Origin of the sequence: Mycobacterium sp. SMC-15 (genome assembly GCF_045310925.1) — a bacterium.
Taxonomy (GTDB): Bacteria; Actinomycetota; Actinomycetes; order Mycobacteriales; family Mycobacteriaceae; genus Mycobacterium.
Genome location: NZ_JBJIAJ010000009.1, coordinates 188386 through 207840, shown reverse-complemented (window position 1 = coordinate 207840; position 19455 = coordinate 188386). Strand labels below are relative to the sequence as shown.

The 19455-nt window shown below is 68.2% G+C and carries 19 protein-coding genes; 5 read left to right on the top strand and 14 right to left on the bottom strand.

Features of this window, described 5'->3' with window-relative positions; all coding sequences use genetic code 11:
* Positions 1–5 precede the first annotated feature (5 nt).
* Positions 6–1220, bottom strand: a complete 1215-nt coding sequence (glgC, locus tag ACJH71_RS15145) for a glucose-1-phosphate adenylyltransferase (protein ID WP_406758815.1) — start codon at positions 1218–1220, stop codon at positions 6–8.
* 139 nt (positions 1221–1359) lie between these two features.
* On the opposite strand from glgC, the gene glgA reads away from it, so the two are divergent.
* Positions 1360–2520 (top strand): glycogen synthase, encoded by a 1161-nt coding sequence (gene glgA, locus ACJH71_RS15140; protein WP_406758814.1) that lies wholly within the window; start codon positions 1360–1362, stop codon positions 2518–2520.
* A gap of 69 nt (positions 2521–2589) precedes the next feature.
* On the opposite strand, the gene ACJH71_RS15135 is transcribed toward glgA, so the two are convergent.
* The 7 genes from ACJH71_RS15135 to ACJH71_RS15105 all read right to left on the bottom strand — a co-directional run bounded on the left by ACJH71_RS15135 (position 2590) and on the right by ACJH71_RS15105 (position 8190).
* Positions 2590–2760 (bottom strand): DUF3117 domain-containing protein, encoded by a 171-nt coding sequence (locus tag ACJH71_RS15135; RefSeq protein ID WP_064998965.1) that lies wholly within the window; start codon positions 2758–2760, stop codon positions 2590–2592.
* A gap of 166 nt (positions 2761–2926) precedes the next feature.
* Positions 2927–3502, bottom strand: coding sequence for a DNA-3-methyladenine glycosylase I (locus ACJH71_RS15130; protein ID WP_406758813.1), 576 nt, complete (start codon positions 3500–3502; stop codon positions 2927–2929).
* Positions 3499–3810: a DivIVA domain-containing protein gene (locus tag ACJH71_RS15125; RefSeq protein ID WP_406758812.1), complete on the bottom strand. Its 312-nt coding sequence runs from the start codon at positions 3808–3810 to the stop codon at positions 3499–3501. Before ACJH71_RS15125 ends, ACJH71_RS15130 begins: the two co-directional genes overlap by 4 nt.
* 50 nt (positions 3811–3860) lie before the next feature.
* On the bottom strand, positions 3861–4808 hold the full coding sequence (locus tag ACJH71_RS15120) for a glucosyl-3-phosphoglycerate synthase (RefSeq protein WP_406758811.1): 948 nt from the start codon (positions 4806–4808) through the stop codon (positions 3861–3863).
* Positions 4805–5629: a dihydropteroate synthase gene (gene folP / locus ACJH71_RS15115; protein ID WP_406758860.1), complete on the bottom strand. Its 825-nt coding sequence runs from the start codon at positions 5627–5629 to the stop codon at positions 4805–4807. Before folP ends, ACJH71_RS15120 begins: the two co-directional genes overlap by 4 nt.
* Positions 5630–5806: 177 nt before the next feature.
* Entirely contained in the window at positions 5807–7594 is a 1788-nt protein-coding gene (gene fadD6, locus ACJH71_RS15110; protein WP_406758810.1) for a long-chain-acyl-CoA synthetase FadD6, read from the bottom strand.
* 32 nt (positions 7595–7626) lie between these two features.
* On the bottom strand, positions 7627–8190 hold the full coding sequence (locus ACJH71_RS15105) for a TIGR00730 family Rossman fold protein (RefSeq protein ID WP_406758809.1): 564 nt from the start codon (positions 8188–8190) through the stop codon (positions 7627–7629).
* 46 nt (positions 8191–8236) lie between these two features.
* On the opposite strand from ACJH71_RS15105, the gene ACJH71_RS15100 reads away from it, so the two are divergent.
* Positions 8237–10267 carry an AAA family ATPase gene (locus ACJH71_RS15100; RefSeq protein WP_406758808.1) on the top strand — a complete coding sequence of 677 codons (2031 nt, stop codon included), beginning with the start codon at positions 8237–8239 and terminating at the stop codon, positions 10265–10267.
* On the opposite strand, the gene dapE is transcribed toward ACJH71_RS15100, so the two are convergent.
* Positions 10257–11336 (bottom strand): succinyl-diaminopimelate desuccinylase, encoded by a 1080-nt coding sequence (gene dapE / locus ACJH71_RS15095; RefSeq protein ID WP_406758807.1) that lies wholly within the window; start codon positions 11334–11336, stop codon positions 10257–10259. The two genes, ACJH71_RS15100 and dapE, sit on opposite strands and share 11 nt — an antisense overlap.
* 61 nt (positions 11337–11397) lie before the next feature.
* Here dapE and dapD point away from each other — a divergent pair, with 61 nt between their 5' ends.
* Positions 11398–12351, top strand: a complete 954-nt coding sequence (gene dapD, locus ACJH71_RS15090; protein WP_406758859.1) for a 2,3,4,5-tetrahydropyridine-2,6-dicarboxylate N-succinyltransferase — start codon at positions 11398–11400, stop codon at positions 12349–12351.
* Here dapD and ACJH71_RS15085 read toward each other — a convergent pair.
* Both ACJH71_RS15085 and ACJH71_RS15080 read right to left on the bottom strand, forming a co-directional pair.
* Positions 12348–15245 (bottom strand): RND family transporter, encoded by a 2898-nt coding sequence (locus ACJH71_RS15085; RefSeq protein WP_406758806.1) that lies wholly within the window; start codon positions 15243–15245, stop codon positions 12348–12350. The two genes, dapD and ACJH71_RS15085, sit on opposite strands and share 4 nt — an antisense overlap.
* Entirely contained in the window at positions 15242–15667 is a 426-nt protein-coding gene (locus tag ACJH71_RS15080) for an MmpS family transport accessory protein (RefSeq protein ID WP_406758805.1), read from the bottom strand. The genes ACJH71_RS15085 and ACJH71_RS15080 overlap by 4 nt, the downstream gene beginning before the upstream one ends.
* 124 nt (positions 15668–15791) lie before the next feature.
* Here ACJH71_RS15080 and ACJH71_RS15075 point away from each other — a divergent pair, with 124 nt between their 5' ends.
* Positions 15792–16469 (top strand): TetR/AcrR family transcriptional regulator, encoded by a 678-nt coding sequence (locus ACJH71_RS15075; protein WP_406758858.1) that lies wholly within the window; start codon positions 15792–15794, stop codon positions 16467–16469.
* Positions 16470–16477: 8 nt separating this feature from the next.
* On the opposite strand, the gene ACJH71_RS15070 is transcribed toward ACJH71_RS15075, so the two are convergent.
* Together ACJH71_RS15070 and ACJH71_RS15065 are read right to left on the bottom strand one after the other, a co-directional pair.
* The gene (locus ACJH71_RS15070; RefSeq protein ID WP_406758804.1) at positions 16478–16774 is read right to left on the bottom strand and encodes a hypothetical protein; all 297 of its coding nucleotides are present in this window, start codon (positions 16772–16774) and stop codon (positions 16478–16480) included.
* A gap of 38 nt (positions 16775–16812) precedes the next feature.
* Positions 16813–18219 carry an acyl-CoA synthetase gene (locus ACJH71_RS15065; RefSeq protein ID WP_406758803.1) on the bottom strand — a complete coding sequence of 469 codons (1407 nt, stop codon included), beginning with the start codon at positions 18217–18219 and terminating at the stop codon, positions 16813–16815.
* A gap of 128 nt (positions 18220–18347) precedes the next feature.
* Here ACJH71_RS15065 and ACJH71_RS15060 point away from each other — a divergent pair, with 128 nt between their 5' ends.
* Complete coding sequence (locus tag ACJH71_RS15060; RefSeq protein WP_406758802.1) at positions 18348–19064, top strand: helix-turn-helix transcriptional regulator; 717 nt, start codon at positions 18348–18350, stop codon at positions 19062–19064.
* 24 nt (positions 19065–19088) lie between these two features.
* On the opposite strand, the gene ACJH71_RS15055 is transcribed toward ACJH71_RS15060, so the two are convergent.
* Positions 19089–19436, bottom strand: a complete 348-nt coding sequence (locus tag ACJH71_RS15055; protein ID WP_406758801.1) for a carboxymuconolactone decarboxylase family protein — start codon at positions 19434–19436, stop codon at positions 19089–19091.
* Positions 19437–19455 lie beyond the last annotated feature (19 nt).

Sequence of the window (19455 nt, the reverse complement as noted above, 5' to 3'; positions counted from 1 at the left end):
ACCCGCTAGATCCAGACGCCCTTGCCGACGGCGACCACGCCGCCGGCGCTGATGGAGAACCGTTCCCGGTCCTTCTCCAAGTCGACACCGATCATCTCGCCGGGGCCGACCACGACGTTCTTGTCGAGGATCGCGTGGCGCACCACCGCACCGCGCCCCACCCGGGCCCCGGGCATGATCACGCTGTCCTCCACGATCGCGCCGTCGTCGATCACCACATTCGACGACAGCACCGAGTTGCGCACCGAGCCCGCCGAGATGACACTGCCGGCGCCGACCACCGACTCCTGCGCCGAGCCCCCGTTGACGAACTTCGCCGGCGCCAGGTTCTCGGTCGCACCGTGAATCGGCCAGCGGTTGTTGTACAGGTTGAACACCGGGTGCGCGGACACCAAGTCCATGTGCGCGTCGTAGAACGCGTCCAGGGTTCCGACGTCACGCCAGTAGCCGCGGTCGCGCTCGGTGGCGCCGGGCACCTCGTTGTCGGAGAAGTCGTAGACCGCGGCCATGCCGTCGCCCACCAGGCGCGGCATGATGTCGCCGCCCATGTCGTGGTCGGAGTGATCATCGTCGGCGTCGGCGCGGATCGCGTCGATCAGCACCTTGGTGGTGAAGACGTAATTGCCCATCGACACATACGTGCTGAGCGGATCATCGGGCGTGCCAGGCGGGTTCGCCGGCTTCTCCAGGAAGCCGCGGATCCGGCCGGACTCGTCGGCGTCGATGCAACCGAACGAGGATGCTTCCGCGCGCGGCACCCGAACCCCCGCGACCGTGGCCCCGGCGCCGCTGGCGATGTGGAAGCGCACCATCTGTTCGGGGTCCATCCGGTACACGTGGTCGGCGCCGAAGACCACGATGTAGTCCGGGTCTTCGTCGAAGATCAGGTTCAGCGACTGGTAGATGGCGTCGGCGGACCCGGTGTACCAGCGCGGGCCGAGGCGCTGCTGCGCCGGCACCGGGGTGATGTACTCCCCCGCCAGGCCGCTCAGCCGCCAGTTCTGCGAGATGTGCCGGTCCAGCGAATGCGACTTGTACTGCGTCAGAACGCAGATCCGCAGGTAGCGCGCATTAACCAGATTCGACAGCACGAAGTCGATCAACCGGTAGGCACCCCCGAAAGGGACCGCCGGCTTGGCCCGGTCCGCGGTCAGCGGGTGCAGCCGCTTGCCCTCCCCACCGGCCAGGACGATGCCCAGCACATGCGGCGCTTCCCTCATGGCCACAAACCTATCGGCCACTTCGAAGCCCTGCCAGGTTGACCGCACGATTGACGACGGTTCTTTACAAAAGACCGGCGACAAATCGTCGGTCGATCCGCTGTGCGGCCGGCGATCTGCGCCCGCTACCGTGCCGGTTATGCGGGTGGCGATGCTGACTCGGGAATACCCTCCGGAGATTTACGGCGGTGCGGGTGTCCATGTCACCAACCTGGTCGAGGCGCTGCGGCGGTTATGCCACGTCGACGTGCACTGCATGGGCGCACCCCGCCCGGGCGCGCACGCGCATCAGCCCGATCCGGCGCTGCGGGACGCCAATCCGGCGCTCGGCACCCTCTCGGCCGACCTGACGATGGTCGACGCCGTCAGCACAGCCGATGTCGCGCACTCCCACACCTGGTACACCGCCCTGGCCGGCCGGCTGGCGGCGCTGCTGTACGACATCCCGCATGTGCTGACCGCGCATTCGCTGGAGCCGCTGCGCCCCTGGAAGGCCGAACAGCTGGGCGGCGGCTACCGGGTGTCGTCCTGGGCCGAAAAAGAGGGGACGATCGCCGCCGACGCGGTCATCGCGGTCAGCTCGGCCATGCGCGACGACCTGCTGCGGGTCTACCCGGACCTGCGCCCGGACCGCGTGCACGTGATCTACAGCGGCATCGACACCGACGTCTGGCGTCCGCAGCCGACCGGGCCGGACTCGATGCCCGCCGAACTCGGTGTCGACCCGGACCGGCCGATGGTGGCCTTCGTGGGGCGGATCACCCGGCAGAAGGGGGTGGCCCATCTGGTGGCCGCCGCCCACCGGTTCCACCCGGAGGTGCAATTGGTGTTGTGTGCGGGCGCTCCGGACACACCGGAGATCGCCGATGAGGTCGGTGCCGCCGTCGCCGACCTGGCGGCCACCCGCAGCGGGGTGTTCTGGATACAGGAAACCCTGCCCGCCCGGCAGATCCGCGAATTATTGTCGGCGGCAACGGTTTTTGTATGCCCGTCGGTCTACGAGCCGTTGGGCATCGTCAATCTGGAGGCGATGGCCTGTGGCACCGCGGTGGTCGCCTCCGATGTCGGGGGCATCCCGGAGGTGGTCACCGACGGTGAGACCGGGACCCTGGTCCACTACGACGCCGCCGATCCGGACGGCTATCACGCCGCACTCGCCGAAGCGGTCAACGCGTTGATCGCCGACCCGGCCCGTGCGCAGCGCTACGGCGACGCCGGCAGGCGTCGCTGCGAGGAGGTGTTCTCCTGGGCGCGGGTGGCCGAGCAGACCTTGGCGGTCTACCGGCAGGCGGGCCGCTAGCCCCCGACCGTCACGCCTCGGTCCTAACGGCGACCCGCTTCGCCCGGCTCCGCCGCGCTTGCGATCGCCTTAGCCGCTGGTGACGGCTTTGAGTTCGTCGCCGAGCGCGGCGGCCTCATCCGGAGTCAACTCGACGACCAGTCGTCCACCGCCCTCAAGCGGTACGCGCATTACGATGCCTCGCCCCTCTTTGGTCGCTTCCAACGGACCGTCGCCGGTCCGGGGCTTCATCGCCGCCATCGAGTGCTCCCTCCAGGTACCAGCCCGCAGGCCGTGCCCATGATCTGCGCCGGGTGTGCACGGCAGTCGCAGCGTCCGGCTTCGAACTGCAAATTCACTCTGCCATTCTCCCCTATCGGAGACGGCGCGTGCACAAGACCCGATTCCGTAGTGCATTTTAGTGGATCTAGGCGGTTACCGGTGGCACCCAACATGCCTGGACGTGGTCGTCCACCATGCCCGTGGCCTGCATCAACGCGTACGCGGTGGTGGGCCCGACGAATCGGAACCCGCGACGCTTCAATTCGCGCGCCATCGCCGTCGATTCCGGCGTGACGGCTGGAATTGCCGAGAGGTCCGCCGGGCGCGGACGCCGCGGCGGGGCGAATGACCACAACAGGTCCGCCAAATCGGTGGCCCCGAGGTCAATGGTTGCCCGGGCGTTGGCGATCGTGGCCTCGATTTTGACTCGGTTGCGCACGATGCCGGCGTCGTCCATCAGCCGTGCCACGTCGGCGTCGGTGAAACGCGCGACGGTTTCGACGTCGAAACCGGCGAACGCCCGCCGGAAATTCTCCCGCTTACGCAGGATCACCAGCCACGACAGCCCGCTCTGGAAGGCTTCCAGGCTGACCCGCTCGAACAGTGCCGCCGGGTCCCGCACCGGACGGCCCCACTCCTGGTCGTGGTAGTCGCGGTAGAGCACCGAGGCGCTGTCGACCCAACCGCACCGGATCTGGCCGTCGTCGGGCGCGCTGCTCACCGCGACTCCGGCGCGGATGCGGCGGCCGCATTCGCCGCGGCGAGCTGGCCGCGGAGCTGGTCAAGCTCGGCACCGAGGCGCTCCAGCACCCAGTCGACCTCACCGGTGTTGTAGCCGCGCAGCACCTGGGAGAACTTGACCGCGTCGACATCGGCACCGGTGACGCCGGAAGCCGGCAGCATGGTCGCCGTCGTGGCCCGAGGCAGCGGCGGCAACTGCTCACCCCGGCCGAACAGCGTGCTGGCCACCCCGAACAGCAGCAACGCGGTGAGCACAAGGACAACGAGGTACAGCAACACCAGTGTCACGGCATCGATAGTGCCTCATCGCACCGACACGAGGGGCGGTGCCGACGGGATCAGCGCTGACGCAAGGTGTTCATCGGCGGCCGGTCGACCAGCGACAACGGCGTGGTGCGCGGCAGATAGTCCATTCCGTCCGGGCCGTCGGCTACGAACTGGGTGAGGCCCACCCCGGAATCCGGGACACCGCACCGCGACAGCAGCGTCGCGACGACTTGGCGGCTCATCACGGCCAACTCCGACAGCGGGCGATTGCGATGGGCGCGCACACCCAGGTTGACCTGGGCGATCGCCTCCAGCCCCAACCGGTCGTAGGTGTCGATCAACAGCCCGATCTCCACCCCGTAGCCGGGCGCGAACGGAACCGACGCCAACAGCTCACGACTGCCCGCGTACTCACCGCCCAACGGCTGGATCACCGCACCCAGATCGGGGCGCAGCGCGGTCAACAGCGGTCGGGCCACCAGCTCGGTGACCCGGCCGCCGCCGGTGGGTTCCTCGGTGCCGTTGACCTTCAGCGGCCGCCGGTAGAAACCTTTGACGAGGTGGACGCCGTCTCCGGTGAGCAGGGGCCCCACCAGGTTCGGCACGAACATCGGATCGGGCTCGATCAGGTCGGAGTCGATGAACACCACGATGTCGCCGCTGGTGGCCGCCAGCGACCGCCACAGGGCTTCGCCCTTACCGGGCTGCGTTGCAACCTCTGGGACGGCCTGTTCACGGCTGACGACACGCGCGCCGGCGGCGATGGAGCGGATCTCGGTGTCGTCGGTGGAGCCGGAGTCCAGCACGATCAGCTCGTCGACCAGGTTGTCGACCAGCGGCGTGATGCTGTCGATCACCGACTCGATGGTCGCCTGTTCGTTCAAAGCGGGCAGCACCACCGAGACGCTGCGACCGGTCTTGGCCTTGGCCGCCAGCAGCTCGGCCACCGTCCACTGCGGCCGGGTCCAGGTGCGCCCGGACAGCCGGGTATCGCCCGGCGCCGAGACCAGGTCGGTCATGCCAATCCCCTCACTGTGCGGGTCGGGGCCCGCACGCCCTGGATCGATGCCACCATCTCCAGTACGCGCCGGGTCGGCCCGACCTCGTGAACCCGAAACATCCGGGCTCCGGCGGCCGCCGCCAACGCGGTGGCCGCCAATGTTCCATCCAGTCGTTCGGTGAGGCCCACTCCAAGAGTCTCCCCGATGAAGTCTTTGTTGGAGAGCGCCATCAGCACCGGCCATCCGGTACCGACCAGGTCCTCCGTGTGTCGCAACAACGCTAGCCCGTGGAAGGTGTTCTTGCCGAAATCATGGGTGGGATCGATCAGCACCCGATCCCGGCCCACGCCGGCCGCCACTGCCCGCTCGGCGGCCGCGGTGACCTCGCTGATCACCGCTTTCACCACTCCGTCGACGCTGGTGCCGTAGCTCACCCGGAATGGGCGGGTGCGCGGCTTCGCCCCTCCGGTGTGCGAGCACACCAGCCCTGCCCCGAACTCGGCGGCCACGGCCGGCAGCTCCGGGTCGATCCCGGCCCAGGTGTCGTTGATCAGGTCGGCACCTGCCGCGCAGGCGCGTTTGGCCACCTCGGCCCGCCAGGTGTCCACGCTGATCAGCTGGTCGGGGTAGGCGCTGCGCAGCCATTCGATGAACGGCACCACCCGTGCGGTCTCGGTGTCGGCGTCGACGGCGTCCCCCGGCCCCGCCTTGACTCCGCCGACGTCGATGACATCGGCGCCGTCGGCCACTGCGCGGTGCACGGCGGACTTGGCCGCCTCGTCGGTGAACGTGGCGCCCGCGTCGTAGAACGAGTCCGGGGTGCGGTTGACGATCGCCATGATCAGCGCTCGATCAGCCGCCACCGGGCGACCGCAGAAATGGGACTGCACCGCTCTATGGTGCCTGGTGGATGTGCGACCGCGATCGTCAGCCCTGACCCGCCGAAACCGACGTTTCGCAGAGAAAGTCCGAGTAGCGGCCTGCAAAACGTCGGTTTCGGTGCACAAGCAGAAAGGTCAGCCCTGCGGACGCTTGCCCGCGGCTACTTCGGCCGGATAGTCCGCGTAGTAGGGCACGTAGCCCTCGCCCCGGCCGGCCAGCACGTACAGCGGGTCCTCGATGACGGCACCCCCGCCGCCGTAGCCCTGCTCACGCAGCTCCACCTTGCGACTCTTGAACGTGGTGGTGTGGGCCATCGACGCCACCACCCGCACGAACAGCGGCACCGCATAGGACGGCAGCTGGTCATTGACCACGGCGGCCAGCCCGGGCCCGTCGAACGTCGCGCCGTCACGCAGTTTGACCGCGGCCATCCCGGCACGGCCACCGGTACCGGGCACCTCCACGCCGTAGACGGCGCACTCCTCGACCGACTCGTCGGCGCCCAAGGCGGCCTCGACCTGCGTCGTAGCCACGTTCTCGCCCTTCCACCGGAAGGTGTCCCCGAGCCGGTCGACGAAGGCGGCGTGGCCCATGCCCTGTGGGCGCATCAGGTCACCGGTGTTGAACCAGCAGTCGCCGTCCCGAAACGCGTTGCGCACCAGCTTCTTCTCGTTGGCCTCCGGGTCGGTGTAGCCGTCGAACGGGGAGAACCGGTTCACCGGGCTCAGCAACAACCCGGGCTGGCCGGCAGGCACCCGCTGCACCCACCCGTCGTCGCCGCGCAGCGGCAGGCCGGTGTCGGGGTCGTACTGCACGTAGGCCAGCGGCAGCGGGTAGACGCCGGTGCTGCGCGGCACGTTGAACACGTTGAGGAAGGCGCTGTTGCTCTCGCTGGCGGCGTAGAACTCGCAGACCCGCTTGATCCCGAACCGCTGGGTGAACTCGTCCCAGATCTCCGGCCGCAGCCCGTTGCCGGCGATCACCCGCACCTTGTGCGCCCGATCGGTGGCCTTGGCGGGCTGGTTGAGCAGGTACCGGCAGAGCTCGCCGATGTAGACGAACGCCGTGGCGTCCGCGGCGATCACCTCGTCCCAGAACCGCGACGCCGAGAAGGAGCGGCCCAGGGCCAGCGTGGCACCGGCGTTGAGCACCGACGACACCGCGACCGTCAGCGCATTGTTGTGATACAGCGGCAGGCAGCAGTACAGCGTGTCGCTGCCGCGCAGCCGCAGCCCGACGCCCCCGAAGGTCGCCAGCGCGCGCAGCCACCGGTAGTGCGTCATCACGCTGGCTTTGGGGTAGCCGGTGGTGCCGGAGGTGAAGATGTAGAACGCGGTGTCCTTGGCCAGGACCGCGTTGACCGAGGCGGGGTTGCCGGCCGGTGCGGTGGCGGCCAGTCGCCGGAACTCCTCGATGGTCACCGGCACGTCGGTGCAACCGCATTCCTTGACGGCATCGACCAGGTCGGACTCCGCGACCAGCAGGGTGGCGTTCAGCACGCCCAGGCTGTGGGCCAGCACGTCGCCGCGCTGGTGGTAGTTGAGCATGCCGGCGACCCCACCGCATTTGGCGACGGCCAGCATCATCAACACCGCGTCCGGGGAGTTGCGCAGCATGATCCCGACGACATCGCCGTGGCCGACGCCGCGCGCGGCCAGCACGGCGGCGTAGCGATTGACGGTCTCGTTGGCTTCGCGGTAGGTCAGTTGCTGCTCACCGAACCGGATGAAGACCCGGTCACCGACTTGGGCCGCGCGGTCCTGGAAGACCTTGCCGATCGAGGCCTTGGAGGTGGGGCGGGCCCGCAGCCCGGTCCACAGCCCGCGCAGGATGGTCGGCGCGTCGGCCAACAGCCGTGGCGTACGGGCCAGAATGTCGACCAGTCCCACCTGGGTGACGGTGCCGGAGTCGTGGTCGGACACGTTATCGCCTCATTTCGCCGAAAATCGAGAGCTTAACCGGTACCGGCGGTACCGGGTGAACAGGCGTCCAGTGCCGCCTCCATCTCGCCGAACACCAGCAGGCGATCCATCGCACGGCGGGACACGAACCCGGTGTCGATCAGCCCCGACAGCCACGTCCACAGCCCCTCGTAGTGGCCGTCGGGGTCCAGCAGCACCACCTCTTTGTCGTGCATGCCCAGATACCCGGCGGTCCATGTCTCGAACAGCTCTTCGAGCGTGCCGATACCGCCGGGCAGGGTCAGGAACGCGTCGGCGCGGTCATCCATCACCTGCTTTCGCTCCCGCATGGTGTCGGTGACGATCAGCTCGTCGGCGTCGACATCGGCCACCTCGCGGTGCAGCAGCGCTTTGGGGATCACCCCGACGGTGTGCCCGCCCCGCTCGCGGGCGGCCACGGCGAGCGCACCCATCGCCGAGACGTTGCCGCCTCCCCACACCAACGTCCAACCCCGCTCGGCGATCGCCGCACCGACCTTGGCGGCCAGCGCCAACAGTCCCGGATCGGTGGGACCCGACGCGCAGTAGACACAGACCGCCCATTCGCTCGACCGCACACCGAAAGGCTATCGGGCCGTTGGCTCAGACCGTAAACTCTCGGCGATGCCGATCCGGTGGAACGTCCCCGAGCATTCGGCGGCGTTGCATCAGCTCACCGCAGCGCTCGACCCCGACGCGCCCCGGGCCGGCGCGGTGGTGCTCGGTCCCGACGGGTGCGGCAAGTCCACCCTGGCCCGGTTGGCCGCTGAAGACCACGCCGACCGCCACCCCGGGACCCGAGTGTGCTGGGTGATCGGCACTCCCGCCGAGCGCGACGTGCCGTTCGGCGCCTTCAGCCATCTGATCGCGGTGGCCGACATCGGTAAGCCCGCCGCGCTGCTGCGGGCGGCGCGCGCATCGTTGGTTGATGCGGCGGGCGATCTGCTGCTGGTGGTCGACGACGCCCATCTCCTCGACATCTTGTCGGCGACGCTGGTCTACCAGTTGGCGCTGACCGGGACGGCCCGAGTGATCGCCACCGGCCGCGCCGACTGCTCCCCTGCTCCCCCGCCGCCGATCACCGCGCTGTGGGGCGACGATCTGCTGACCCGCATCGACATCACCGCCTCCGACGAAGCGGGTGAGGCCGATCGTGACGTGGACGCCTTCGTGGCGGGCTTGCCGGCCGACGCGCGTTCGGCGCTGGACTACCTGGCCGTCTTCGAACCGCTGGCGCTGGTCGACCTAATCGACCTGACCAGCGCCGACGCGGTCCGGCGGGCCGAGGAGCTGGGCGCGGTGGAGACCCGCGCTCGCGGCGGCCGCGAACCGGACCCCGTCGTCTACACGGCTCACCCGCTGTTCGCCGAGCGGGCTCGCGGCGCGCTGGGGGTGGTCGGCGCCCGCGCTCGGCGCACCGAGGTGGTGCGGGTGCTGGCGACCCGGCCGTGCGCACACGTCGGCGAGCAGCTGCGGCTGGCGGCATTGGCCGCCGACAGCGACGCCCCGCAGCCCGCCGCGGACGTGGTGGACGCGGCCCAGCAGGCGCTGCGGCTGGGCGATCTGCAGCTGGGTGAGCGGCTGGCCCGCAACGCCCTGGATCGGGCGGACGAATTGCCGGCCCGGCTGGCGCTGGCGCACGCACTCGGGTGGCAGGGTCGCGGGCGTGACGCCGACGCGGTGCTGGCCGCGGTCGACCCGGCCGGGCTCAGTGAGCCGGAGTTGATGGCCTGGGCACTGCCGCGGGCCGCCAATCAGTTCTTCATGCTCGGCGAGCCCGAACGCGCCGCCGCTTTCCTGGCCGCCACGCGCGGCCGGGTTGAGGGCCTGGCGCCGCGCATCACCCTGGACGCACTCGGCGCCACCTTCGCGATGAATGCCGGCAACATCGGCCGTGCCATGCAGGCCGCCACCGCGGTCCTGGCGGACCCGGCCGCCGACGACATGGCGGTGGCCTGGGCGGGCAGCGCCGCGGCGCTGTGCGCGGCGCGGGCCGGCCGCTTCGACGACGTCGCTCCCCTGGCACGCCGTGCGCTGGACGCCGAACATCCCGGGGTGCTGCGATTCACCGTCGGGCTCGCCGAGATCACCGCACTGCTGATGGCCGACCGACTCGAGCAGGCCCGCGAGTTGGCCTGGCAGTTCACCGATTTCGCCGAGCTGTCCCAGCCCGGCCGGGCGATCGGCGAGGTGCTGGTGGCGAAGGTGCTGATCGCCGCCGAAGAGTTCGACGCCGCGACCAAGCTGTTGGCACCGTCGGCGGCCACTCTGGAGCGCACCGGCTACTCCTGGGGCCCGCTGTCGCTGACGCTGCTGGCCACCGCGCTGGCCCGCCAATCCGACATCGCCGGCGCGGCAAAAGCGTTGAGCCGGGCCGAATCCCGGCACGGCACCAAATCGGCGCTGTTCGCTCCGGAGTTGGGAGTGGCGCGGGCCTGGCAGCGGGCCGGCATGCGCGATCAGCACGGCGCGATCGCCGCTGCCCGGGATGCCGCCCGGATGGCCGAACGCACCGGGCAGTCGGCGGTGGCGCTGCAGGCCTGGTACGTGGCCGCCCAGCTGGGCGACGCCCGGGCCGTCGAGCCGTTGGGCCGGCTGTGCGCGGAGGTCGACTGCGCGTTCGGCCGGGCCGCGCTGGACCGGGTTAAGGGCTGAGGTAACCGCGCAGCAGCGCGGCCACCGTGCTGATCTGCTCGACCGGCACCCGCTCGTCGACGGTGTGAGCGAGGTTGGGATCGCCCGGCCCGTAGTTGACCGCGGGGATGCCGCGGGCGGCGAACCGCGACACGTCGGTCCAGCCGTACTTGGCCCGCACCTGACCGCCGGCGGCGGCCACCAGCGCGGCGGCGGCGGGCGCGGTCAGTCCCGGCAGGGCGCCGGCGGCGGAGTCGGTCTGCTCGATCACGACGTGCAGGCCGTCGAACACCTCCTGCACGTGGATCAGCGCCTCGTGGGGCGTGCGGTCCGGGGCGAAGCGGAAGTTCACGGTCACGCTCGCGGCATCGGGGATGACGTTGCCGGCCACCCCGCCGTCGATGCGCACCGCGGACAGTCCCTCGCGGTAGACGCAGCCGTCGATGTCGACACTGCGCGGTTGGTAGGCGGCCAGTCGATTCAGTACCGCCCCCAGTTTGTGGATGGCGTTGTCGCCCAGCCAGGAGCGCGCCGAATGCGCCCGGGTGCCCGCCGCGCTGATCACCACCCGTAGCGTGCCCTGGCAGCCGGCCTCGATGTAGCCGCCGGTGGGCTCGCCGAGGATGGCGACGTCGGCCGTCAGCCAGTCCGGCAGGTTGCGTTCGATGCGGCCCAGCCCGTTGGCGGCCGCCTCGATCTCCTCGCAGTCGTAGAACACGCAGGTCAGATCGTGTACAGGTTCGACGATGGTGGCAGCCAGGTGCAGGAAGACGGCGACACCGGATTTCATGTCGACGGTGCCGCAACCGTGCAGCACGTCACCCTCGCCACCGGTGGTGGTGCGCCGGCTGGGCAGGTTGCCGGCCACCGGCACGGTGTCCAGGTGCCCGGCCAGCAGCACCCGGGTCGGGCGTCCGAATTGGGTGCGGGCCAGCACCGCGTCGCCGTCACGAATGATCTCGAAACCGGAGGTCTGGGCCCGCAGGGCGGCTTCGACCTGGTCGGCGATCTGCGCTTCGTGCCGCGACTCGCTGGGGATGTCCACCAGGGCCGCGGTCAGGGCAATCGGGTCGGAGCGCAGGTCCAGCACGGCCTCAGCCTAACGGCGATCGCAAGCGGGGCGTCGTCATCGGTCCAGCCGTCCGGGTAACCTGGCCGGCGTGACTGGAGCTTCGGGCGTCGGGATAGCGACGCTGGCCGCAGATGGATCTGTACTCGACACCTGGTTTCCCGCACCGGAGTTGGGTGGCTCGGGCCAGCCCGGAACCACTCGCCTTAGCGCTGACGAGGTGCCTGCCGATCTGGCTGGGCTGCTCGGTGCCGACGAGGACCGCGGCATCGAAACGGTCGCAGTGCGCACCGTGATCGGGTCGCTGGACGACGCCGCCGTCGACGCCTACGACGCCTACCTGCGTCTGCACCTGCTGTCGCACCGGCTGGTGGTGCCGCACGGGCTCAACGCCGGCGGACTGTTCGGGGTGCTGACCAACGTGGTGTGGACCAACTACGGGCCGTGCGCCGTCGAGGGCTTCGAGTCGACTCGTGCCCGGTTGCGCCGGCGCGGCCCGGTGACGGTCTATGGGGTGGACAAGTTCCCCCGCATGGTCGACTACGTGCTGCCCGCGGGCGTGCGCATCGCCGACGCGGACCGGGTGCGACTCGGCGCGCACCTGGCTTCGGGTACCACGGTGATGCACGAAGGATTCGTCAATTTCAACGCCGGCACGCTGGGCGCCTCGATGGTCGAGGGCCGCATCTCGGCGGGCGTGGTGGTCGGCGACGGCTCCGATGTCGGTGGCGGCGCGTCGATCATGGGAACGCTGTCCGGCGGTGGGACCCAGGTGATTTCGATCGGCAAGCGCTGCCTGCTGGGGGCGAACGCCGGACTGGGCATCCCGCTGGGCGACGACTGCGTGGTCGAGGCCGGACTGTATGTCACCGCCGGCACCAAGGTCACCCTGCCCGACGGCAGCACGGCCAAGGCCCGCGACCTGGCCGGCGGGAACAACCTGCTGTTCCGCCGTAACTCACAGACCGGTGCGGTCGAGGTGGTGGCCCGCGACGGTCAGGGCATCGCGCTCAACGAGGACCTGCACGCCAACTAAACCAGCGCCTCCTCCGGCTCCCGCTGGATCGGCTGCGGCCAAGGCTGCGGAACCGGGCGTGGACGCACGATCTGCGGCCACCAGAACCAGCGCCCGAGCAGAGTCGCAACCGACGGTGTCATCAGGGACCGCACGATCAGGGTGTCGAAGAGCAGGCCCAGCCCGATGGTGGTGCCGACCTGGCCGATCACGATCAGGGCGCTGACCGCCATGGAGGCCATGGTGAAGGCGAACACCAGACCCGCGGCCGTGACCACGGCACCGGTGCCGACCATGGCGCGTATCAGCCCGGTGTGCAGACCCGCGTGGATCTCCTCCTTGATGCGCGAGACCAGCAGCAGGTTGTAATCCGCGCCGACGGCGAGCAGCACGATGACCGACATCGGCAGCACCATCCAGTGCAGCGGGATGCCCACGAGGTGTTGCCAGATCAGCACTGACAGACCGAACGCCGAACCGAGACTGAGCACCACCGTGCCGACGATCACCGTCGCGGCGACCACGGCGCGGGTGAGCACCATCATGATGATGAAGATCAGGATCAGTGCGGCCGTCGCCACGATCAGCAGGTCGTAGTTGGCGCCCTGCTGCATGTCGTAGAACATCGCCGCGCTGCCGCCGAGGTAGATCTTGGCCCCCTCGAACGGTGTCCCCTTGATCGCATCGGCCGCCGCGACCTTGAGCGACTCGATGCGCGAGATTCCCTCGGGCGTCAACGGATCACCCTGGTGAATGATGGTGAATCGCACCGCATGACCGTCCGGCGACATGAACAGCTTGATGCCGCGCTTGAAGTCGGCGGTGTCGAAGGCCTCCGGCGGCAGGTAGAACGAATCGTCGTTCTTGGCGGTGTCGAACGCCTCGCCCATGGCCGTGGAGTTCTCCTGCATCGCCATGTTCTGGTCCTGCTGGGCCTTCTGCACCTGGTACTGGTTGAGCAACGTCTGCTTCTGATTCTTCATGGACTGGATCTGCGCCGGCATCACCGCGACCATCCGGGGCATCAGCTCGGCCATGCGTTGCATGTCGGGCACGATCTCGTCGAAGTCGGCGGACATGGTGTCCACGCCGTCGAGGGCATCGAAGATCGACCGCAACGACCAGCAGATCGGGATGTCGAAGCAGTGCGGCTCCCAGTAGAAGTAGTTGCGGAACACCCGGAAGAAATCGTCGAAATCGGCCATGTGGTTGCGCATTTCGCCGATGTCGACCGCGGTGTTGGACATCTTGTCGGCCATCCGCTGCGACACTTCGGCCAGGTCCTGCTGGATGCTCATCATCTCGGTCATCGAGTCGATGCTGGCCTGCAGATCATCGGCCTGCTTGAGCAGGTTCTCCAGGTTGGACTGCATGTAGTCGTTGTTCATCAGCTGGGCTGTGCCGCTCTGGCCGACGGTATACGGGATCGTGGAATGTTTGATCGGGTCCCCGTCGGGGCGGGTGATGGTCTGCACCTGGGCGATCCCGTGCACGTTCTTGAGGGCTTTGGCGATCTTGTCTATCACCAGGAAGTCCGCCGGGTTACGCAGATCCCGATCGGTTTCGATCATCATCAGGTCCGGGTTCATCTTCGCCTGGGAGAAGTGCCGGAACGCCGCCGAGTAGCCCACATTCGCCGCGACGTCATCGGGTAGGTAGATGCGGTCGTTGTAGCTCGTGTGGTACCCGGGCAGCGTGAGCAGGCCGATCAGCGCCGCCGCGACGGCGGCCACCAGTATCGCTCCGGGCCAGCGGACGGTGGCAGTACCGACCCGGTGCCACCCGGTCGACCGGGTGACGCGCTTGGGTTCCAGAATCTTGCCGAACCGACTGCACACCGAGATGACTGCGGGCCCCAGGGTTAACGCCGCGGCGACCACGATCACCATGCCGATCGACAGCGGGAAACCCATCGTCTGGAAGTACGGCAACCGGGTGAAGTGCAGACAGAACGTGGCCCCGGCAATGGTCAGACCCGAGGCCAACACCACATGGGCGGTCCCGTGGAACATGCTGTAATAAGCGGTTTCTCGGTCCTCGCCGGCTTTGCGCGCCTCCTGATATCGACCGATCAGGAAGATCGCGTAATCGGTGGAGGCGGCGATGGCCAACGTCACCAGCATGTTGGTGGCGAAGGTTGTCAGGCCGAACAGGTTGTGAAATCCCAGGAATGCCACCAGCCCTCGGGCGGCCGACAGTTCGAAGACGACCATCAGCAGCACGATCAGCGTCGTGATGATGGATCGGTAGACGCCCAACAACATCACCGTGATGACGGCGAAGGTGAGCATCTCGATGGTTTCCATGCTCTTGTCGCCGACGTGGTTCTGGTCCGAACTTGTTGCCGCCGGCCCCGTCACGTAGGCCTTCACACCGGCGGGAGCGGGCCCTTCGGACGCGATCTGGCGCACCGCGTCCACCGACTCGTTGGCCAGCGTCTCGCCCTGGTCGCCGGCGATGTAGACCTGAACGTAGGCGGCCTTGCCGTCGGCGCTCTGGGCGCCCTTGGCCGTCAGCGTGTCGCCCCAGAAGTCTTGGACGTGCTGCACGTGGGCGGTGTCGGCCCGCAGATCGCGCACCATCTGGTCATAGAACTCGTGTGCTTGGGCGCCCAGCGGCTCTTCGCCTTCGAGCACGATCATCACCGAGCTGGAAGTGTCGTACTCTTCGAACACCTTTCCGACGCGCTTGGTGGCGATCATCGACGGTGCGTCGTTGGGACTCATCGACACCGCACGCATTTTGCCGACTTCCTCGAGCTGCGGCACGACGATGTTCAGTACGGCAACGAAGGCGATCCAGGCCAAGATGATCGGCACCGCGAACTTGCGGATGAATCGGGGTAGTCCCGGGCGCGCAGCGTGACGCGCGGCCGGAATGGGTTCGGTCGGCGCTCCGGCCGTCGGCGCGTTCATGCGGCCTTCACAAAGCAGTAGGTTTCGGCGTTCACTCCGGTAGCCGTCCTTTCCTGTTTGACCTCGTCGTCGACGGTCACTCGGCAGCTGATGCTGTCGCCGTCGCCCTGGGCCAGGATGTTGGGCATCACCGAGGGCAAGGTGGTCTGCAGGGTCAGAGTCCACGGCAAAGCCACATCGGTGACGCGCTGCGGCTTGCCTTCGAGGTCCATGTAATTGATGACGGCAGTGGTGCCCGAACCGAAGATCTCGTATGTCACGAACTTCGGATTGAAGTCCTCGGCGTTATCGGAGGACAAGTCGGTCACCACGACCGGATGCGCACCGAACACGGTCCGCAGCTGTGCGACGGTGACGGCTCCCGCCACAACCGCCAGCACGATCAAAGCGGGCAGCCAAACCCGGCTGATCAGCCTTTTCATCGTCCGCCTTCCCCGACGTTGACCAGGCCGGTCGCCGTCTCCGCTCCAGGTAGCTAAGCTAACTATGTAAGCGGATTAAGTCAATCCGGTTTGATGTTGCGCCCATTACACTTGGCAGGTGAACGTGAGTGAGACGACGGACCGCCCGTTGCGCAAGGACGCCGAGCGCAACAGGAAGCGCATCCTGGAAGCGGCCCGCGACCTGTTTGCCAGCAAGGGCCTGGAGCCCAATCTCAACGATGTCGCACACCATGCGGGGGTGGGAGTGGGCACCGTATATCGGAGGTTCGCCAGCAAGGAGGAGCTGCTCGAGGCGATCTTCGTAGACGGCCTGAACCAGCTGGCGGACTTGGCGGAATCAGCTCTGCAACAACCAGATCCCTGGCAGGGGTTCGTGTGGTACGTCGAGCAGATGTGTGAGATCACCGCGACCGACCGAGGATTGCGGGAGATCGCCTTCAGCAAGTCCTACGGCGGCGACCGTGTGACGGCGGCGCAGGAGCGACTCATTCCCGTTCAGAAGAGACTCGTGGAGCGAGCGCGCAGCGACGGTCGCCTGCGCCCCGAACTGTCCGATACCGACATGCCAATCCTCGGGCTGCTGGCCGGCACGGTGAGCGAGTTCGCCGGCCATGTCGACGCGGAGCTGTGGCGCCGTTATGTGGCCATCCTTATCGACGGTATGCGCTGCCGGAGTGATCAATTACCCCTGCCGGTGTCCGCGCTCGATGACGACGGAGTCGAGTGCGCGATGCGAAGCTGGGAACCGGCCGGGCCCTGTGGCGACCGCCTCCGCGGCTGAGATGAGCGCTACAGCATCGCCCTGCTGATCTTGTCGCTGTCTTTCCCGATCGTCTTGCAGTAGGCGCTGACCGCGATCTGCGTTCCCGACAGCTCCAGGTTCGACGGCTCGCCGCCCTTGGAGTCCTTGAGCATCTTGGAGATTTCGGAGCGCTGCTTCTCGTCGGTGTGGCCGTTGAACTCTCCGCACGTGGTATCGCCACCCTTGTTGATGACCTTCTCCACCTCCGAGCACCCGCCGAGCAGGACCGTCGTGCAGGCGAGGACGGTGACAGCGGCGAGACTGAATCGGTTCCTTGGCTTCACACGGCCACCCTTCTGGTATCGATTCGCGCAAGCGGAGCCTACGTCAGCAACGCCTTCTTGAGTACCTTTCCCATCGCATTGCGCGGCAGGGCATCCACGATCCGTACCTCACGTGGCCGCTTGTGAGCCGAAAGCTGTTGACCGACATAGTCGATCAATTCGCTGGGCTGCGCAGAACTGTCCGGTGAAGCAACGACGAACGCGACGATCCGCTGCCCCAGGTCTTCGTCGGGCAATCCGACGACGGCCACTTCGGAAACCGCCGGATGGCCCAGCAACGCCGTCTCGATCTCACCGGCCCCGACCCGGAAGCCGCCAGACTTGATCAGATCGACCGATTCACGGCCGACGATCCGATGCATGCCATCGCCGTCGATCACCGCCACATCCCCGGTGCGGTACCACCCATCGGCATCGATCGCCTCGGCGGTCGCGTCGGGCCGGTTGAGGTATCCGTTGAAAAGCGTCGGTCCGCGCACCGCGAGCCGCCCGATCGTCGCGCCGTCGTGCGGCACCGGGCCGCCGTCATCAGCGACAAGCTTGGTCTGTACCCCGTGCAACGGCAGGCCCACCCATCCCGGGCGGCGTTCGCCGTCGACGCGGGTGCTCACCGTGATCAGCGATTCGGTGCTGCCGTACCGCTCGATCGGGGCGTGACCGGTCTGCGCGACGAGTGCGTCGAAGACCGGGACGGGCAGCGCCGCGCTGCCCGAGACGAACAACCGCGCCGGCCGCAACGCTGCGGCGGCGCCCGCGTCGGCCACCACCCGCGACCACACGGTGGGCACCCCGAAATACAGCGTGCCGCCCGCGGCTGCGTACGCCTCTGGCGTCGGCTTGCCGGTGTGTATGAAGCGGTTGCCCACCCGCAGCGAGCCCAACAGACCCAGCACCAAGCCGTGCACGTGGTACATCGGCAGGCCGTGCACCAGCACGTCATCGGGGCTCCACTGCCAGGCCTGGGCCAGCGCGTCGAGGTCCGCGGCCAGCGCCCGCCGGCTCAGCTGCACACCCTTGGGCGGGCCGGTGGTGCCGGAGGTATAGATGATCAACGCGGTGTCGTCTTCTTCGCCCACTTCGGGCACCTGGTGCGACGATCCGGCGCGCGCCGGGAAGTGCGGCAGGCCGGCGAGGTCGTCGGGTCGCTCCCCCAGCCAGGCCCCCGCACCCGAGTCGCGCAGGATGTGCTGGCGTTCGGCGACGCCCACGTCAGCCGGGACCGGCACCACCGGTACCCCGGCGAGCAGACATCCGGTGACCGCCAGCACGGTCTGCGCCGTTGGGGTGGCCAACACCGCGACCGTCGGCACGCCGGCAAGATCTTCGTGCACTGCCGCCGAAGTGGCACTCAACTCGGCACGGCTCAGTAGGGTGTTATCGATACGCACCGCATCGGCGATGTCCGAGGCGTTCGAGCCGTCGGCAGCCAGCGAGGTCAGCAGCATCTGGGGGACGTTACCCGGTCCCCAGCGCTGGCCCAGCCGACCAACCGGACGACGGCCGACCGCCCCAAGTGGTATTAACGAATTAGTTCCCTTAATTTGTGGGCAACTCCTCAAGGAGAGGTACTCCCATGCACGACCAGTCCGGCCAGCGGCACGGCACCCCTCGCAGTCAGCGGTTGCCACGCAACCAGCAGCGGGAACGGGTGCTGCGGTTGGTGGGCGCTGCCAGTGGTGCAGTCGATGCCGCCGAGCTCGCCGAGCGGATGCACCTGCACGTCACCACGGTGCGGTTCCACCTCGACGCCTTGTGCGAGGACGGGGCGGTTGCCCGGACCCGGATCAAACGCGACGGCGTCGGGCGACCCCGCACGGGTTACGTGGCTGTCCGTGATCGGTTGGACTACCGCAGCCTGGCCGAGATATTGGCGATGGAACTCGGCGAGACCGTCGCCGAGCGTCAGGAACGCGCCGAACGGGCCGGCCAACGCTGGGCCGATCGGATCGTGGCCTCCGACGACTCCGCCGAGGATGCCGCCACGCCGAACGGATCGGCCCCCGACGCCGGGATCGACGCGTGCGCCGACCGGATCGCGGGGATCTTCGCGCGGATGGGGTTCGGCGCGGAACTCACCGCCGCCGAAGACGGCGATGGCAGCCGCCGCACGATCCTGCTGCACGCGTGTCCGGTTCGCGATTTGGCGCGGGCGCACCCGGAGGTCAGCTGCGCCATGCACCGGGGCCTGCTGCGTGGGCTGCTCAACGCCGAGAACGCTCCCGGCGGCAGCGCGGAGTTGGAACCGTTCGTCGAACCGGAAATGTGCATCGCCAGGGTGATCGGCCGCTAGCCCGGCCGGCTCAACACCGAATCGTCAATCGGTGGCGTCGGCGAATTCGCAGAACGCCGTGTAGGCACGGGCCCCGTAAATGGTGGCCGGACCGCCGTGCATGAGAATGCTGACGCCGATGGCCTCGGCGGCCTCTTGCTTGGTGGCCCCGGCGCGTGCCGCCGCCCGGGCGTGGGAGGCGATGCATCCGTCGCAGCCCTGCACCACCCCGATCGCCATGGCCATCAGCTCTTTGACCTTGCGGTCCAAGGCGCCGGATTCGAACGTGGCCTTGCTCATTTCGCCGAACGCTTGGTAGACGCCGGGAATCTGCTGCCGAAGGTCGCGGTGCTGTGGGTTCAGCTCGTTGAGGACTTCCTGGTAATGACTCATACCCCCCAGGGTATCAGGT

What these genes read in the sequence shown, in the direction of transcription:
- glgC (WP_406758815.1), bottom strand. Translation starts at nt 1,220, where the DNA reads ATGAGGGAAGCGCCGCATGTGCTGGGCATCGTCCTGGCCGGTGGGGAG.
- glgA (WP_406758814.1), top strand. Translation starts at nt 1,360, where the DNA reads ATGCGGGTGGCGATGCTGACTCGGGAATACCCTCCGGAGATTTACGGC.
- ACJH71_RS15135 (WP_064998965.1), bottom strand. Translation starts at nt 2,760, where the DNA reads ATGGCGGCGATGAAGCCCCGGACCGGCGACGGTCCGTTGGAAGCGACC.
- ACJH71_RS15120 (WP_406758811.1), bottom strand. Translation starts at nt 4,808, where the DNA reads ATGACCGACCTGGTCTCGGCGCCGGGCGATACCCGGCTGTCCGGGCGC.
- folP (WP_406758860.1), bottom strand. Translation starts at nt 5,629, where the DNA reads ATGGCGATCGTCAACCGCACCCCGGACTCGTTCTACGACGCGGGCGCC.
- ACJH71_RS15100 (WP_406758808.1), top strand. Translation starts at nt 8,237, where the DNA reads ATGCCGATCCGGTGGAACGTCCCCGAGCATTCGGCGGCGTTGCATCAG.
- ACJH71_RS15085 (WP_406758806.1), bottom strand. Translation starts at nt 15,245, where the DNA reads ATGAACGCGCCGACGGCCGGAGCGCCGACCGAACCCATTCCGGCCGCG.
- ACJH71_RS15080 (WP_406758805.1), bottom strand. Translation starts at nt 15,667, where the DNA reads ATGAAAAGGCTGATCAGCCGGGTTTGGCTGCCCGCTTTGATCGTGCTG.
- ACJH71_RS15065 (WP_406758803.1), bottom strand. Translation starts at nt 18,219, where the DNA reads ATGCTGCTGACCTCGCTGGCTGCCGACGGCTCGAACGCCTCGGACATC.
- ACJH71_RS15060 (WP_406758802.1), top strand. Translation starts at nt 18,348, where the DNA reads ATGCACGACCAGTCCGGCCAGCGGCACGGCACCCCTCGCAGTCAGCGG.
- ACJH71_RS15055 (WP_406758801.1), bottom strand. Translation starts at nt 19,436, where the DNA reads ATGAGTCATTACCAGGAAGTCCTCAACGAGCTGAACCCACAGCACCGC.